Origin of the sequence: Methylorubrum salsuginis, assembly GCF_900114375.1 — a bacterium.
Taxonomy (GTDB): domain Bacteria; phylum Pseudomonadota; class Alphaproteobacteria; order Rhizobiales; family Beijerinckiaceae; genus Methylobacterium; species Methylobacterium salsuginis.
The window spans coordinates 43,827-58,671 of sequence record NZ_FOSV01000016.1 but is presented as its reverse complement, the minus strand read 5'-3'; the positions used below and the strand labels follow the sequence as shown (position 1 = coordinate 58,671).

The 14,845-nt window shown below is 67.6% G+C and carries 13 protein-coding genes and 1 riboswitch; of the genes, 9 read left to right on the top strand and 4 right to left on the bottom strand.

The genetic code is table 11. The features are described 5' to 3' along the window. Positions 1-49: 49 nt before the first annotated feature. A complete protein-coding gene (locus BM140_RS26615) occupies positions 50-2,194 on the bottom strand; it encodes a M57 family metalloprotease (RefSeq protein ID WP_165616487.1) in 2,145 nt (714 codons plus the stop codon). A gap of 188 nt (positions 2,195-2,382) precedes the next feature. Continuing rightward, on the bottom strand, positions 2,383-4,611 hold the full coding sequence (locus BM140_RS17615) for a TonB-dependent receptor (RefSeq protein ID WP_091949333.1): 2,229 nt from the start codon (positions 4,609-4,611) through the stop codon (positions 2,383-2,385). A gap of 121 nt (positions 4,612-4,732) precedes the next feature. Then, positions 4,733-4,929: riboswitch (cobalamin riboswitch) on the bottom strand. A gap of 359 nt (positions 4,930-5,288) precedes the next feature. On the opposite strand from BM140_RS17615, the gene BM140_RS25930 reads away from it, so the two are divergent. The 3 genes from BM140_RS25930 to BM140_RS17605 all read left to right on the top strand — a co-directional run bounded on the left by BM140_RS25930 (position 5,289) and on the right by BM140_RS17605 (position 6,375). Further along, complete coding sequence (locus BM140_RS25930) at positions 5,289-5,429, top strand: hypothetical protein (RefSeq protein ID WP_165616486.1); 141 nt, start codon at positions 5,289-5,291, stop codon at positions 5,427-5,429. 194 nt (positions 5,430-5,623) lie between these two features. Continuing rightward, a complete protein-coding gene (locus tag BM140_RS17610; protein WP_244535474.1) occupies positions 5,624-6,049 on the top strand; it encodes a hypothetical protein in 426 nt (141 codons plus the stop codon). A 53-nt stretch (positions 6,050-6,102) separates the two neighbouring features. Continuing rightward, the gene (locus BM140_RS17605) at positions 6,103-6,375 is read left to right on the top strand and encodes a hypothetical protein (RefSeq protein WP_091949330.1); all 273 of its coding nucleotides are present in this window, start codon (positions 6,103-6,105) and stop codon (positions 6,373-6,375) included. Between the two features lie 7 nt (positions 6,376-6,382). Here the strand turns inward: BM140_RS17605 and ccmB are convergent, their stop codons facing one another. Beyond that, on the bottom strand, positions 6,383-7,051 hold the full coding sequence (gene ccmB / locus BM140_RS17600) for a heme exporter protein CcmB (RefSeq protein WP_091949327.1): 669 nt from the start codon (positions 7,049-7,051) through the stop codon (positions 6,383-6,385). Next, a complete protein-coding gene (ccmA, locus tag BM140_RS17595; protein WP_091949325.1) occupies positions 7,048-7,692 on the bottom strand; it encodes a heme ABC exporter ATP-binding protein CcmA in 645 nt (214 codons plus the stop codon). The genes ccmB and ccmA overlap by 4 nt, the downstream gene beginning before the upstream one ends. 681 nt (positions 7,693-8,373) lie before the next feature. Here ccmA and acnA point away from each other — a divergent pair. The 6 genes from acnA to BM140_RS17560 all read left to right on the top strand — a co-directional run bounded on the left by acnA (position 8,374) and on the right by BM140_RS17560 (position 14,701). Then, a complete protein-coding gene (gene acnA / locus BM140_RS17585; RefSeq protein ID WP_091949503.1) occupies positions 8,374-11,073 on the top strand; it encodes an aconitate hydratase AcnA in 2,700 nt (899 codons plus the stop codon). Positions 11,074-11,262: 189 nt separating this feature from the next. Continuing rightward, a complete protein-coding gene (locus tag BM140_RS17580; RefSeq protein WP_091949319.1) occupies positions 11,263-11,562 on the top strand; it encodes an antibiotic biosynthesis monooxygenase family protein in 300 nt (99 codons plus the stop codon). Between the two features lie 19 nt (positions 11,563-11,581). Further along, positions 11,582-12,229, top strand: coding sequence for a maleylacetoacetate isomerase (gene maiA / locus BM140_RS17575; protein WP_091949316.1), 648 nt, complete (start codon positions 11,582-11,584; stop codon positions 12,227-12,229). Positions 12,230-12,356: 127 nt separating this feature from the next. Then, complete coding sequence (locus BM140_RS17570) at positions 12,357-13,688, top strand: NAD(P)/FAD-dependent oxidoreductase (RefSeq protein ID WP_091949314.1); 1,332 nt, start codon at positions 12,357-12,359, stop codon at positions 13,686-13,688. 336 nt (positions 13,689-14,024) lie between these two features. Next, the gene (locus BM140_RS17565) at positions 14,025-14,336 is read left to right on the top strand and encodes an EthD family reductase (protein WP_091949311.1); all 312 of its coding nucleotides are present in this window, start codon (positions 14,025-14,027) and stop codon (positions 14,334-14,336) included. Between the two features lie 59 nt (positions 14,337-14,395). After that, entirely contained in the window at positions 14,396-14,701 is a 306-nt protein-coding gene (locus BM140_RS17560) for a hypothetical protein (RefSeq protein WP_091949308.1), read from the top strand. The last annotated feature ends 144 nt before the right edge of the window (positions 14,702-14,845 follow it).

Here is a 14,845-nt window from a genome sequence, read left to right as displayed (position 1 = left end):
GCCTTGCCCGAGACACACTCGATCCGGGGATCTGCGGCGCCAGAAACGATCAGACGATGAAGAAATCGTCCGCCGTCAGCGCCACCTTGTTGTCGAGCACGGCGATCTTCACGCTCGCCCCCTTGCCCGAACCGTCCGCATCGTAGAACAGCTCGCCGGTGGTCTGCCGGTAGAGGATACGATCGTCGAGATCGACCGCTGCCTTGCCGACATCCTTGAACGCTGTGGCGACGAGGTCGCCCGCGGTCAGCGCCGTGAACACGCTCTTGGACAGTCGGATCGTGTCCTCGGCAGCGAAGTCGACGATGTGATCGATGTTGGTGCTGCCGGGCTTCGTCGAGAACACGAAGAGGTCGGCGCCCTTGCCCCCGCGTAGCACGTCGTTGCCGAGGCCGCCGTCGAGCAGATTGGCCCCGTCGTTACCAACCAAAGCCTGGTTGAATTCGTTACCCAACAGCTTTCGAAGGCCCGCGCTGGAGGTCGGGGCGAGTTGGAGCACTTCGACCTCCTGACCGGCGGCGAGCGCGTAGGTGGCGTACGCCATGATGATATCGCGGCCCTCGCCCTTTGCCTCGATGACGACATCGCGAGCGGAGTTTACGCGATAAGTGTCGTCGCCCGCGCCGCCTGACATCCGATCGTTGCCGCCGCGCCCGTCGAGATCGTTGGCGTCGGCATTGCCCTCGATGATGTCGTTGTCTGCACCGCCTACGACGTTTTCGATGCTGCTGAAGCGGTCGTAGCCGATGTCCGCGCCCTTGGCGTTGTAGAAGACGTAAGTGTTGTTGACGATCTCGTAAGTGCCCTTCATCGAGACGACGATCGGCGCATTCGACGCGCTGTATACCGCCGTGTCGATATCCCCAGCAGCAGACGTCGCCTGATCGCCGCCGATGAGCCAGTCGTTGCCGAGGCCGCCGACGAGACGGTCGGCGCCGGCTTGGCCGAACAGTGTGTCGTCCCCCGCGCCGCCGACAAGGACGTCGTTGCCCTCCCAGCCCGCAAGCGTGTCCTTGCCGTCGCCGCCGTCGAGGCGGTCGCGGCCGATGGCGCCGTTGAGCGTGTCGTCGCCGAGGCCGCCGGCCAGGACATCGTCACCGTCGCCGCCGTCGAGGGTGTCGTTGCCCTTGCCGCCGTCGAGGGTATCGTTGCCGCTCCAGCCCCGCAGGGTGTCGGTGCCGTCGCCGCCGTCGAGCTGGTCGCGGCCGAGGCCGCCGTTGAGCGTGTCGTCGCCGAGACCGCCCGTGAGAACGTTGTCGCCATCGCCCCCTTCGAGCACGTCGTTGCCCGCGCCGCCATTCAGCCGGTCCGAGCCGGCATCCCCCCGCAGGGTGTCGTTGCCGTCGCCGCCGTCGAGGATGTCGTCGCCCGCATCGCCGAAGAGCTTGTCGTTGCCCGCGCCGCCGTCGAGCCGGTCCTTGCCGCGACCGCCGAACAGGAGGTCGTTGCCGCCCATCCCGTACATCACGTCGGCCGAGGCGACGCCGCGGATCGTATCGGCGGTCGCGAAGCCGGTTTGGGTCAGGGTGTCGGTCGCCGCGTTCCAGGACCACGAGGCGACCTGCTTCCCATCCCGATCCGGGCCGCCGTAGAGGTAGCGGATCGCGTCGAGGTCGAACGGTCCGAGCTTGGGTCCGTAGCCGTCGTAGCTCATCACCGTGTGGTCGGTGTCGTCCAGCTCTGGCTTGAGCACCGGATCGCCGTCGAACGGGTGCTTGAGCCCAAGCGCATGGCCGAGCTCGTGGGCGATGACATGGGTCATATCGTCGAGGGAATAGCCCGCGACAGCATCGTCGAGGTAGATGTCGCCACCGACCGCTTGGTCGTAGCCGTAGTCGCTGCCGAGGAAGACCGAGGGATAGTAGGCGTAGCCGGCCGCCTCCGATTTGTTCGGATCCTTGGCGAGGTCGTAGGTGGCGAAGCGGATGTCGCCCTGGCCGGCATCCGCTTCGAGGAAGACGAGACCGCTGGCATCGCCCCAGGCCTTCAGGGCGTCGCGGGCGACCGCCTTCTCGGCCTCGGTCAGGGGCTGGAACGAGGCGCGGAAATCGTTCGACCAGGGCGCGCCGGCGACCGTCTCGTAGGAGCGCACCTCGAACGAGTAGGTGACGAAGGCGGGCTTGCCGACCGTAGCGCCGCCCCACCATGACGAGCCCGAGAGCAGAGCCCGGTAATCGGACACGGTGGTCGCCATCATCATCCCCCAAACGCGTGTCTCAAGCGATAGGAGGGAGAGCCGCGGCGCGCAAGCATTCGCTCGCCGCGGCTTTCGCTTTCGGGCCACCCGTGTCTTACGGGAGACAAGCGGTTTTTATCGATTTTTGTGCCGCGACGGCTTTCGCAGAATCCGCCACAGTCATCTTTCGAGCCAATTCTCTATGGTTACCAAGCGACCGTATAGGCGACTTCGAAAGTTCGAGGCCGACCGAGATACCAATTGGTGTTCACGCCGCCAGCAGCGGTGCCGTCGAGGGCGTAGACCGTATCGAGCAGGTTGGAGACCCGGAACGACAGGCGCGAGGCCGGCGTGACCTGCCGGTCGAGGCCGAGCGTCACGAGGGCGTAGTCCGGGCGGCGGCCGGTATTGGCGAAATCGGAGAACATCGCGCCGACATATTGCACGCCGACCCGCGCCTCCCAGTCGCGGGCGAACGCCCAGTTGATCCAGAGATTGGCGACCTGCTCGGGCACGTCGATCGGCGTGTTGCCAGTGAAAGCGCCGAAATTGTCGTACCGGGCCTGCAGCAGGGCGAGGTTGGCGTCGATGCGCCAACCGGCCAGGGGCAGCCACGACAGGGCTGCCTCCGCCCCGTAGGAGGATTGCTGACCGACCTGAACCCCGACCTGTGTGCCCGGCACCGGGGAGACCAAATCCTTCTTGACGATGCGGTAGCCGGCCAGCGTCCACTCGACCGCGCCGCTGAAGGCGAGCCCCTTGGCGCCGACCTCGACCTGATCGCCGGTCGAGAGCCTAAAATTCGCCAGCGACTGCGACAGCGAGATCAGGCTGTTCACCGGATCGGTGGCGGTGGCGTATTGCGCGTAGAGCGTCGTGTCCGGCGACAGCGCGTAGACGAGGCCGAAGCGGTAGCCCAGCGCCTGGTACGAGCGTTCGAAGAAGCGGTTCGCGGGCTCAGTCGCCAGCAGGTTCGTGCGCTGGAGCGTCGGCGCGTCGAAGCGGACGCCCGCCAGCAGCGAGAGCCGGTCGGTCAGCTCCAACCGGTTCTCGGCGAAGACGGAAGCCTGATTCGTGTGAGTCACGTAGGCCGGCTTCGCCCGGCCGTCGGCGGGAAAGAGGCCCGGATCGTAGCCGACCAAGGCAACGCTCGACGGTGGATCCGAGAAAGAGTTGTCGGTGAAGTTGTTGTCGTGCCGGAATGTGATGCGGTTCACGTCGAAGCCGGCCGTGAACTGGTTCGGCAGGCCGAACAGCGAGCCGCGGAACGTCGCGTCGAAGCGATTGCCGATCTGCTCCTGGCGGTGGGTGATGTCGATGTAATCGGAGCGATCGACCAGTCGGGTCGTCGGGTTGTAGACGTATTGCTCGACATCGAGCCAATGGCGCCGGCTCTGCAGGCGGTAGGCGGTGTTGCGGATCGTGACGTCGGCGGACGGCGTCCACTCGGTGCGGAGCTGGGTCCAGTTGTCCGCCCAGTTGATCTTGGAATCGCGGACATTGTAGTTGTTGAAGCGCACGCTATCCAGCACGCGCCCGTTCACCAGCGGCGTGCCCCAGTAGCGCACCGGCTCCTGATAACCGAGGTCGTGGCTCAGGGTGACGGCGAGGTCGGGCGTCGCCTGCCACGTCAGCGCGCCGGAGACCGCGAGGTTGCGGAAGTCGCCGTTGGGCGAAATCCAGCCGTCGGCGCGGTTGCCGCTGACGTTGAGGCGATAGGCAAACGATTCGCCGATCGGCCCGGTCGAATCGATCGCCGCGCGCACCAGCCCGTCCGAACCGAGGCCGACGCGGGCGACGTTCAGCGGGGTGAATAGCGGCTTCTTCGAGACGACGTTGACGATGCCGCCGATGGCGCCCTCGCCGTAGAGCACGGAAGCGGGCCCGCGCAGCACCTCGATGCGCTCGACGTTCCACGTGTCGAACGGGAAGGTCAGGGTGTTGGCGCCGACATAGAGCCGGGTTCCGTCGAACAGCGTCTGGATCGAGCTCTGCCCGGCAAAGCCCCGCGCGCTGAAGGCGCCGAGACCGAAACCCGGCGTGCCGAAGATCGAGATGCCGGTGCCGTTCTGCGAGACCGCCTCCAGCACCGAGGATTGGCCGCGCAGGCGGATGGTCTCGCCGGAGACGATGTCGAGGCTCGCCGGCGTCTCCCGCGGCGTGAGACCGAGGCGACTCGCCCCACGGGACGGCGTGTTCAGGTTGAGGCCGACCGGCGAGGCCTGGGTCAGGCTCGGCTTGCGCAGGAGCGCGGCGGCTTCGGCACCGACGGCGTCGGCGGGCGCGTTCGCCGGAACGGCGGCCGCGCCCGAGACGGAAATCTCATCGAGCCGGGTCTCGGCGGGCGAAAGGACTTGCGCCGTGGCGGCGAAGGGGAGGGCGGCAGACAGAGCGGCGAGCATCGGCCGCGCGCGGCGGCAGCGAGGAGCGGACATGGCGTTTCAGGGCCTCGGACGGCGACAGTGGCACGTCACCGCGAACGAGGCCGTGGCACGGGACCGTCTCGGGCACCCGCGCTCCGACACCCGCCGGGGCACCCCGCCCAGCGTGTTTCGCGTGTGACCACGGCGGACGGCAGGTCTCCTGGCTCGCGGGTCGCCGTCCCTCATCGTCTTCCCAGGCGAGGCGCCCAGTGACGTCGTGATGGGGGACTCTCCGCTCACAGTTGCGGGGGCAGCCGCGGGTTCGGGCCGATAGCCCCTCACCGCGTTCCCTTTTGATCCCTTTCGGGAACCGTCTACGGTCTAGCTAGAAGGCCGGGACCATCACGGTCAACCGGATGTCGCGCCCCTCGCGCGGTTTCTTGTGTTCCGCCCACCGAACCGGAACAGGCAAGAAAAAAGGCCGCCCCGATGGAGGGCGGCCCGAAGTCTAGGGAGGAAACGCCCAAGAAGGGCAACGGGACCGCGACGCCATCGCGATCTCGCATGGCGTTTTAGTCTCACGGTGCGCTGCACAAAACAATCCCGATGGAAACGATCCCGGGCATGCGCAGGACGCATGGATTAGGGATTTCTCGGCGTCCGACCGGCGTCGGCAGGGGGCACGAAACGAAAACGGGCCCTGCACGGTTCATGATGAGCGGGCTGAATGACAGCCGCCGGAGACCCCGATGCCCCGCTGGATGCTCGTCTTCCCCGCCGCATTGCTGCTGGCCGCGGTCGTGATCGTGTTCGCCTTCGAGCGCACCGGCCCGACCCAGACGCAGGACACCCACGTCACCGATGGCGGCGGCAGAACGAAGACGCCGTAGGGTCGAGGGGGGAGACGCCGTTCCGGGCCATCGTCGCTCGCGAAGCCTGAGGGACATAGAGGCGAAGCGGCGGCCAGAACCGCCCGAATCACCTCCGAGCGACGGGATCCTTGTCCACGGTTTCGAGGCATGCTGCCCCATCTCGCACGCGCCTTGCTTAGCCTCGTGAACGAACTTCCCGAGGCGTCGACGACATGCGGATTCCGGCTCTCCTCCCCATCCTGCTCACGACCCTGCCAGCTTCCACCGCAGTCAGGGCGACGGAAGCCCATATCGCGGCGGTCGAATTCCCGGCCGCGGCCGATCCGCTGATCGGCCAGCGGGTGACGCTCGACGACTGCCACCTCGTCTTCGCCACGGAGAGCGAAGCGACCTGCCTCGGGCTCGGGCCGCAGGCGGCAGCCAACGCGGCGCCGACGCTGCGCAGGGTGCTGGTCCGGCTGGCGGAATCCGGCGCGATTCGGATGCGCCGGACGGACGGCCTCTGCGAGGGCGGCGCCCTGGACGATGCCTGCCATGTCAGCGTCTCGGGCGTGGTCGAGGATCAGTCCGACGCCTTCGGCCTCGCGGACCGGCCCATGCTCGGCCTACGCGAGGGCACCATCCACTGGCCGGACTGAGACGGGTGAAACTCAGGCTTCGCCCCGGCGTTGACCGGCCAGGGAGTTCGACCATGACCCACCGCATCCTGTTCGCGACCGTTTTCGGCGCCTTCTTCGCCACGGCAGCCGCAGCGCAAGGCCCTCAGACCGGGACCGGCGGCAGCCCGTCCTCGACGGTGACGGCGCCCAACACCTCCGCCGTCGGCCGCACCATGCCGCCCGCGGGCGGCGGCGGGCTCGACCGGATCGACCGGAGCGAGTCGCGCTCCATCGACCGCGAGACGCGGACGGAACGTAAGAACGACGCGATCGACACCGGCATCTGCATCGGCTGCAACAAGTAGCCCGGCCCTATTCCGACCAGCGGAGCGAGGCGGCGGCGGCGAGCGTCCCGATCACGCCGGCGATCAGGCTCAGGGCCGCGAGCACCGCGAGCGGCGTGGTGAACGGCACGGTGCCGCCGAGCGCGGCCTCCGTGGCCGAGACGCCGAAGATCAGGGTCGGGATCATCAACGGCAACACCACGATCGCCAGGATCAGGCCACCGCGTCGGATCGTGGCGGTGAGCGCGGCGCCGACCGCGCCGATGAAGGCGAGCGCGGGCGTGCCGACGAGAAGCGTCAGGGCAGTGGCCCCCATCGCGGTCGGCGAGAGCGCCACGAGCAGCCCGAACAGCGGCGCCGAGAGCGCCAGCGGCAGACCGGTGGTGAGCCAATAGGCGGCCACTTTCGCCAGAACCACGAGTTCGAGCGGCACCGCAGCCCCCGTCATCAGGTCGAGCGATCCGTCCTCCTCGTCGGACTGGAACAGGCGGTCGAGGCCGATCAGCGTCGCCAGCACCGCGGCAAGCCAGAGGATCGCCGGGCCGATCCGCGACAGGAGGTTGAGGTCGGGCCCGAGCGCGAACGGCACCATCACCACGATCATCAGGAAGAAGACCAGGGACAGCGCCCCGGAGCCGCCGACGCGGGCGGCGAGCTTCAGGTCGCGGGCGAGCAACGCCGTGAACGCCCGGATCATGCCCAGTTCTCCTCGATCCGATCGTCCAGGGCCTGCTCCGCCGAGGGCGGGCCGATGCGCAATTCGCGGGCATCCTCCAGCCCGAGCGCCTGATGGGTCGCGGCGACGACGAGCCCGCCCTCGGCCCGGTGCCGGGCCATCATCGCGGCGAGCACCTCCTGGGAGGCGAGGTCGAGGGCCGCGGTCGGCTCGTCGAGGAGCCAGAGCGGGCGGCGGCAGACGAGGAGGCGCGCCAGCGCCACCCGCCGCCGTTGCCCGGCCGAGAGGTAGCCCACCGGCAGCCGTGCCATGTGCGGCAGGCCGAGTTCGGCGAGCGCCTCGGGCGCGCTCAGCGCGGCGTCGCCCAGAAGGTCGCGGGCGAAATCGAGGTTCTCCTGCGCAGTCAGTGCGGATTTGAGGCCGTCGCGATGGCCGACGACGTGCAGGCGCTCCGGCAGCGAGGCCTCGCCGATGTCTTCCCCGCGGATCGTCCCGGCATCAGGCTTGAGCCGTCCGGCCAGCATGGCGAGCAGGCTCGACTTGCCCGCCCCGTTGCGCCCGGTGACCATCAGCGCCTCGCCCGGCGCGAGGGCGAAGGAGAGCCCGGAAAAGATCCGGCGCCCCGAGCGGCGGCAGGCGAGGTTTTCGACGATCAACCGCACGGGTTGTCCTGTGACGCCACGCGCCCGTTCTCCGGCCCCGCATTCGAATTACCCATCGCTGTCGGGCCGGCAGCGATGGGAAGGCGCGCGTTTCCCCTCCCCAAAAGGGGGGAGAGGCGCCCTATCCTGCGACCGCGTAGCCTAAACCGAGGTCGGAGGCGAACCACGCGTCGTGCGCCGCATTGATCGTTCAGGTCCAGTCACGGACCCGACAGGAGACGGCCGTGGATTCGGGCGCGAGCGCACACCCCACCGAGGCCGAATTTGAGCGGAACCCGGCGGCCCTTGCCGGGCGTAAGCTCTTGGAGGACCGGCTGGCCCGCCTCACGCCCAATCAATTGTCCGCGTTCTGGGAGGCGGTGAGTCGCTGCTTCGGGACGCCGCCGCCCGAGGCGACATAACCCGCCGTTTCAAGCATGGGCGACCGTCACTGCCCACGCAGGAGGCAGTAGCGGCCAGATTCGAAACGTTCTATAGACCGCGCAGGCTGCGCCGCGCGATCCTCCTAGGGCGTCCAAATCGCCCCTCGCGCACCATCCTGAGTGTCGGTTCCGGCACTCTTCCCGGGCGCCCCCGGGGCGGCGCGCGCTCTTTCACGAGCGCATACGGCCGAACACCTCTCGTGGCGCAGGTTATGCCTACGCCGTGTTCGACAACGCCAGCTTCAGGATCCGACAAGCCGTGGCATCGCTCGACAGCTTCAAGTCCCGCCAGACGCTTCAAGCCGGGGGCAAGACCTACACCTATTACTCGATCCCGCAGGCGCAGCAGAACGGCCTGGCCGACTCCGCCGCCCTGCCGTTCTCGATGAAGGTGATCCTCGAGAACCTGCTCCGGTTCGAGGACGACCGCTCGGTGCGCAAGGGCGACATCGAGGCCGCCGTGGCGTGGCTCGGCAACAAGGGAAAGGCCGAGACCGAGATCGCCTTCCGCCCCTCCCGCGTGCTGATGCAGGACTTTACGGGCGTCCCCGCGGTGGTGGACCTCGCCGCCATGCGCGACGCCATGGTGGCGCTCGGCGGCGACCCGCAGAAGATCAATCCGCTGGTGCCGGTCGATCTCGTCATCGACCACTCGGTGATCGTCGACGAGTTCGGCACCCCGAAGGCCCTTGGCGACAACGTCGCCCTCGAATACGCCCGCAACGGCGAGCGCTACACCTTCCTCAAATGGGGCCAGTCGGCCTTCGATAACTTCTCCGTCGTCCCGCCGGGCACGGGCATCTGCCATCAGGTCAATCTCGAATACCTGTCGCAGACGGTGTGGACCCGGATCGAGGACGGCGCCGAAGTTGCCTATCCGGATTCGCTGGTCGGCACCGATTCGCACACCACCATGGTCAACGGCCTGGCCGTGCTCGGCTGGGGCGTCGGCGGTATCGAGGCCGAGGCGGCGATGCTCGGCCAGCCGCTGTCGATGCTGATCCCCGAGGTCGTCGGCTTCAAGCTGTCGGGCAAGCTGCCCGAGGGCACCACCGCGACCGACCTCGTGCTCACCGTCACGCAGATGCTGCGCAAGAAGGGCGTGGTCGGCAAGTTCGTGGAATTCTACGGCCCCGGCCTCGACGACATGGCGGTGGCCGACCGCGCCACGATCTCCAACATGGCCCCGGAATACGGCGCCACCTGCGGTTTCTTCCCGATCGATAAGAAGACCATCGACTTCCTGAAGGTCACCGGCCGCGCCGACGACCGGATCGAGCTGGTCGAGGCCTATGCCAAGGCGCAGGGCATGTGGCGCGACGCGAAGACCCCCGACCCGGTCTTCACCGACACGCTCGAACTCGACATGGGCACCGTGCGCCCGTCGCTCGCCGGCCCGAAGCGCCCGCAGGACCGGGTGCTGCTCGACGCGGCCAAGGCCGGTTTCGCCGATTCCATGGAGAAGGAGTTCAAGCGGGCCGCCGACATCTCCCGCCGCTACGCGGTGGAGGGCACCAACTTCGACATCGGCCACGGCGACGTGGTGATCGCGGCCATCACCTCCTGCACCAACACCTCGAACCCGAGCGTGATGATCGGTGCCGGCCTGCTCGCCCGCAACGCGGTGGCCAAGGGCCTGCGCTCGAAGCCGTGGGTGAAGACCTCGCTCGCCCCCGGCTCCCAGGTCGTCGGTGAGTACCTCGACAAGTCCGGCCTGCAGGAGAGCCTGGATGCGCTCGGCTTCAACCTGGTCGGCTTCGGCTGCACCACCTGCATCGGCAATTCGGGCCCGCTCCCGGCCCCGATCTCGAAGGCGATCAACGACAACGACGTGGTCGCGGCGGCCGTGCTCTCGGGCAACCGCAACTTCGAGGGCCGCGTGAACCCCGACGTGCGCGCCAACTACCTCGCCTCGCCGCCGCTGGTAGTGGCCTACGCGCTGGCCGGCTCGCTCCAGATCGACATCACCACCGAGCCGCTGGGCCAGGGCTCGGACGGGCAGCCGGTCTACCTCAAGGACATCTGGCCGTCCTCTGAGGAGGTGAACCGCTTCATCGAGGAGAACATCACCTCTTCCCTGTTCAAGAGCCGCTACGCCGACGTGTTCGGCGGCGACCAGAACTGGCAGGGCGTCGAGGTGACCGAGGCCGAGACCTTCGCCTGGGACGGCGGCTCGACCTACGTGCAGAACCCGCCCTATTTCGAGGGCATGAGCAAGACCCCCGATCCGGTCACCGACATCGAGGGCGCCCGCATCCTCGGCCTGTTCCTCGACTCGATTACCACCGACCACATCTCGCCCGCGGGCAACATCCGCGCGGCCTCGCCCGCCGGTGAATACCTGCAATCGCATCAGGTGCGGGTGCAGGACTTCAACCAGTACGGCACGCGGCGTGGCAACCACGAAGTCATGATGCGGGGCACCTTCGCCAACATCCGCATCAAGAACCAGATGGTGAAGGACGAGACCGGTAACGTGGTCGAGGGCGGCTGGACGCTGTTCCAGCCCTCGGGCGAGAAGCTGTTCATCTACGACGCCGCTCAAAAGTATGCGGAGGAGGGCACCCCGCTCGTCGTCTTCGCCGGCAAGGAATACGGCACCGGCTCGTCGCGCGACTGGGCGGCCAAGGGCACCAAGCTTTTGGGTGTCCGCGCCGTCATCGCCGAGAGCTTCGAGCGCATCCACCGCTCGAACCTCGTCGGCATGGGCGTGGTGCCGCTGGTGTTCCAGGGCGACACCTCTTGGCAGTCGCTCGGCCTGAAGGGCGACGAGACCGTGACGATCAAGGGCCTGGCCGGCGAGTTGAAGCCGCGCCAGACGCTGACGGCCGAGATCACCTCGGCCGACGGCACCAAGCGGGACGTGCCGCTGACCTGCCGGATCGATACGCTCGACGAGCTGGAATACTTCCGCAACGGCGGCATCCTGCCCTACGTGCTGCGCTCGCTCGCGGCGTAACGCAGTCCGGTACCTGACGGCCGAACAGGGGCCTCTCCCGAAAGGGAGGGGCCTTTTTCGCGTCCGCGCACTATGAGTGCCTCACAGAACTCCCTTTCGCGGCCGGTTCCCCTTTGGCCGCGACAGTGCAGCGGGCGTTTTGTGAGAAACGCTATGTCCAGCGCCGCTCATCGAAAGGACACGGAACGCATGATCCTGGAAATCGCCCAGATCGACGTGAAGCCGGGCTCCGAGCCCGCGTTCGAGGCCGGCATCACAACAGCCGCCGAGATCTTCCGCGCCGCCAAGGGTTGTCGCAGCTTCGCAGTGCGTCGCTCGGTCGAGCAGCCACAGCGCTATCGCCTATTGATCGAGTGGGACACCCTGGAAGCGCACACTCGGGACTTCACCGGTTCGCAGGCCTGGAAGGACTATCGCGCGCTGGTCTCCGACACGTTCGAGAGCCCGCCCCAGGTCGAGCATACCGAGCTGACCCTCAAGGCGTTTTGAGCGAAGAAGGAAACCGCCCATGAAAGTGTACGGCAACTGGCGCTCGGCGGCGGCCTTCCGCGTGCGGATCGCGATGAACCTGAAGGGCATCGCCTACGAAGAGGTCTTTCTCGACCTCGACGCGGGCGACCAGTTCAAGCCCGACTTCCTGGCGATCAACCCGCAGTGCGCGGTGCCGGCCCTGTTCGACGGCGACGGGCCGCCGATCACCCAGTCGCTGGCGATCCTCGACTATCTGGAGGAGACGCAGGGCGGCGTGAAGCTGCTGCCGTCAGACCCGCGCGAGCGGGCTCGCGCCCGCTCGCTGGCCCAGGTCGTGGCCTGCGACACCCATCCCCTCTACGTGCCCCGCGTGCGCAATTTCCTGATGGAGCATTACGGGCTGCCGCGCGAAAAAATGCTCGACTTCCTGCGCCACGCCTTCACCACCGGCCTCACGGTTCTGGAGAAGCGGCTCGCGAACGAGCCCGGCACCGGCCGCTACTGCCAGGGCGACGCGGTGAGCCATGCCGATCTCTGCCTGATCAGCCTGTGGGTCGGCACCGGCATCTTCGGCATCGACACCGCGCCCTATCCGACGGTGAAACGAATTGCCGAGGCTCTGCTCACCCTCGACGCGGTCGCCCGCGCCCATCCCCTGCGCCAGCCGGGCGCCCCGGCCCCGTAGCGTCTGCCCGCCCCGCGGCCCACCCGCGCATCGATGGTGTGGGCCGATTCACGATTGCTGGTGTAAGATCGTTCCAAACTGGCAACGGGCTACCCGGAGAGGCGGCCCGATCTGGAGTGGGGCGAGGATGGTTCCGAGCGAGTCGATCACCGATCTGCACAAGATCGTCGTGGTGGGAGGAGGCGCGGCCGGTCTGGAATTGGTGACCGCGCTCGGCAACAAGTACGGCAAATCGGGCAAGGCCCACGTGACCCTGGTGGACCGGGCCCGCACCCATATCTGGAAGCCGCTGCTGCACGAGGTGGCCGCCGGCTCGCTCGATGTCGGCCACCACGCGGTCGATTACCTGCACCACGCCCACGCCAACCATTTCCGGTATCGCATCGGCGAGATGACCGCGCTCGACCGCGAGAACCGCGTGATCCAGCTCGCGGCAAGCCTCGACAGCGAGGGGCGCGAGGTCACGCCCGTGCGCGCGATCCCCTACGACACGCTGGTGATGGCGGTGGGCTCCACCACCAACGATTTCGGTACGCCCGGCGTGAAGGAGCACGCCATCGCGCTGGACACGCAGGAGCAGGCGGTGCGCTTCCACCAGCGCCTCGTCAACGGGATGCTGCGCGCCCATACGCAGGAAGGCCCGGTTCGTCCGGGTCAGCTCCACGTCACCGTGATCGGCGCGGGCGCCACCGGCACCGAACTCGCGGCCGAACTCCACCGCACCACCCGCGAGGTCGCCAAAACCGGCCTCGACAAGATCGATCCGGCCAAAGACCTCAAGATCACCCTGGTCGAGGCCGCCGACCGCATCCTGCCCGCCGTCCCGGCCCGCCTCTCGTCCGAGGTGATGGCGCTGCTGTCCAAGATCGGCGTCGAGGTGCGGGTGAAGGCGCGGGTCACCGAGGTGCGGGCCGACGGGGTGCAACTCGCCGATGGCGGCTTCATCCCCTCCGAACTCGTGGTCTGGGCCGCGGGCGTGAAGGGCGCGAATTTCCTCAAGGATCTCGGCGGCCTGGAGACGACGCGCAACAACCAGCTCGTCGTCACCCCCACCCTGCAGACCACCCGCGACCCGGACGTGTTCGCCATGGGCGATTGCGCCTACCTCGTCGAGCAGGGCTCCGACACGCCGATCCCGCCGCGCGCCCAGGCCGCCCACCAGCAGGCCGCGCATCTGCTCAAGCAGATTCCCAACAAGATCGCCGGCAAGCCGCTCAAGCCCTTCAAATACCGCGACTTCGGCTCCCTGGTCTCGCTCGGGGAATACACCACGGTCGGCAACCTGATGGGCTTCATCCAGGGGAAGAACATGTTCATCGCCGGCCTCTTCGCCCGGCTGATGTACCGCTCGCTCTACAAGATGCACGAGACCGCGGTGAACGGCTTCTGGAAGACCGCCCTCGACGCGCTGGCGCGGGCGATCACCCGACGGACCGTGGCGCGGGTGAAATTGCACTAGTTGCCCGGCCTCAGGCGGCCGCGTCCGCTGCTTTGGGCATCGCTCCGCTAGGGCATCGGCCCGAAAGGTGGTTTCCGGCTTTCGGGAAAAAGCCGATGCGGCCCAGCAACCTCAAGAATCGTCCTGGATCTCATATCCGGGAGGATTCTCGAGACGCCTCGGCTGAACGCCGAGGCCACTCGCGGGTCGCTCTTCGCGCCCGGCCATACGGGGCTGCCGCACGCTCAAGACGGTCGCTGTTCCGTAGGTCACGTCCGAAGCGCGCTTGAACCGCCGCCCCCGCGCCTCATCTTCGCTTCCGACCGGCTCGCGTGAAGTCGGCCGGAAGGAGATCCCATGGTCCTGATCAGTGTGATGTATCCGAGCGACAGCGGCAGCCGCTTCGACATGGATTACTATCTCAAGAAGCACATGCCGCTGGTGAGCCAGCGCTGGTCGTCCAAGGGGCTGCACGACTACACGGTGCTGAAGGGTGCCGGCACGCCGGACGGCGGGACCGCGCCGTATCAGGTGATCGCCAACCTCCGCTTCGACTCGGCGGACGCCTTCAAGAAGGCGGCGAGCGAGGATGGACCGGAGATTTTCGGCGACATCCCGAACTTCACCGACGCGCAGCCGGTGGTGCAGATCAGCGATTTCGCGGAATAAGCGTCTCTCCGGGCCGGTCCACCGGCCCGGACAACGCAAAGGGACAGGACGAGGCGTCGATGATCGATATCATCAAGCAATTACAGGGGGCCAACCCGGCGCTCGGCACCACGATCATCGTGCTGAGGGCGGATTCGCGTGCGCTCAGCGATCCCGCCACGCTGACGCCGGAGGCGCAGGCCTGGATCGCGCAGAACGCGCCCGATGCGCGCCTGTCTCAGGAAAAGATCCTGCTCGCTCCTCATCCGGGCGGAATGCCGGCGGAGCGCACGGTGACCGTGCTGGCCTTCTCGGATTCCCGCCATCTCGCCGCCTTCGCCACGGCCTGGACCGCGGACCCGATCGACGAGGAAGACGCGGCGTAACACGCCCCTGAAAAGGAAAGAGCCGGATCACCGGCTCTCATCGCATCGCATTCCCAGCCCCCCGACCATCGGAAGGGATAACGCATCCCCCGATGGTCCGGGTTGTGGTGACGCACCGGCCTTTTCCGAGAAAGCCGATCCCGA

Excerpts from the sequence above, each read along its gene's own strand:
- BM140_RS26615 (WP_165616487.1), bottom strand. The coding sequence starts at position 2,194 with ATGGCGACCACCGTGTCCGATTACCGGGCTCTGCTCTCGGGCTCGTCA.
- BM140_RS17580 (WP_091949319.1), top strand. The coding sequence starts at position 11,263 with ATGATCCTGGAAATCGCCCAGATCGACGTGAAGCCGGGCTCCGAGCCC.
- BM140_RS25930 (WP_165616486.1), top strand. The coding sequence starts at position 5,289 with ATGCCCCGCTGGATGCTCGTCTTCCCCGCCGCATTGCTGCTGGCCGCG.
- ccmB (WP_091949327.1), bottom strand. The coding sequence starts at position 7,051 with ATGATCCGGGCGTTCACGGCGTTGCTCGCCCGCGACCTGAAGCTCGCC.
- BM140_RS17570 (WP_091949314.1), top strand. The coding sequence starts at position 12,357 with ATGGTTCCGAGCGAGTCGATCACCGATCTGCACAAGATCGTCGTGGTG.
- BM140_RS17605 (WP_091949330.1), top strand. The coding sequence starts at position 6,103 with ATGACCCACCGCATCCTGTTCGCGACCGTTTTCGGCGCCTTCTTCGCC.
- BM140_RS17560 (WP_091949308.1), top strand. The coding sequence starts at position 14,396 with ATGATCGATATCATCAAGCAATTACAGGGGGCCAACCCGGCGCTCGGC.
- BM140_RS17610 (WP_244535474.1), top strand. The coding sequence starts at position 5,624 with ATGCGGATTCCGGCTCTCCTCCCCATCCTGCTCACGACCCTGCCAGCT.
- BM140_RS17565 (WP_091949311.1), top strand. The coding sequence starts at position 14,025 with ATGGTCCTGATCAGTGTGATGTATCCGAGCGACAGCGGCAGCCGCTTC.
- BM140_RS17615 (WP_091949333.1), bottom strand. The coding sequence starts at position 4,611 with ATGTCCGCTCCTCGCTGCCGCCGCGCGCGGCCGATGCTCGCCGCTCTG.
- maiA (WP_091949316.1), top strand. The coding sequence starts at position 11,582 with ATGAAAGTGTACGGCAACTGGCGCTCGGCGGCGGCCTTCCGCGTGCGG.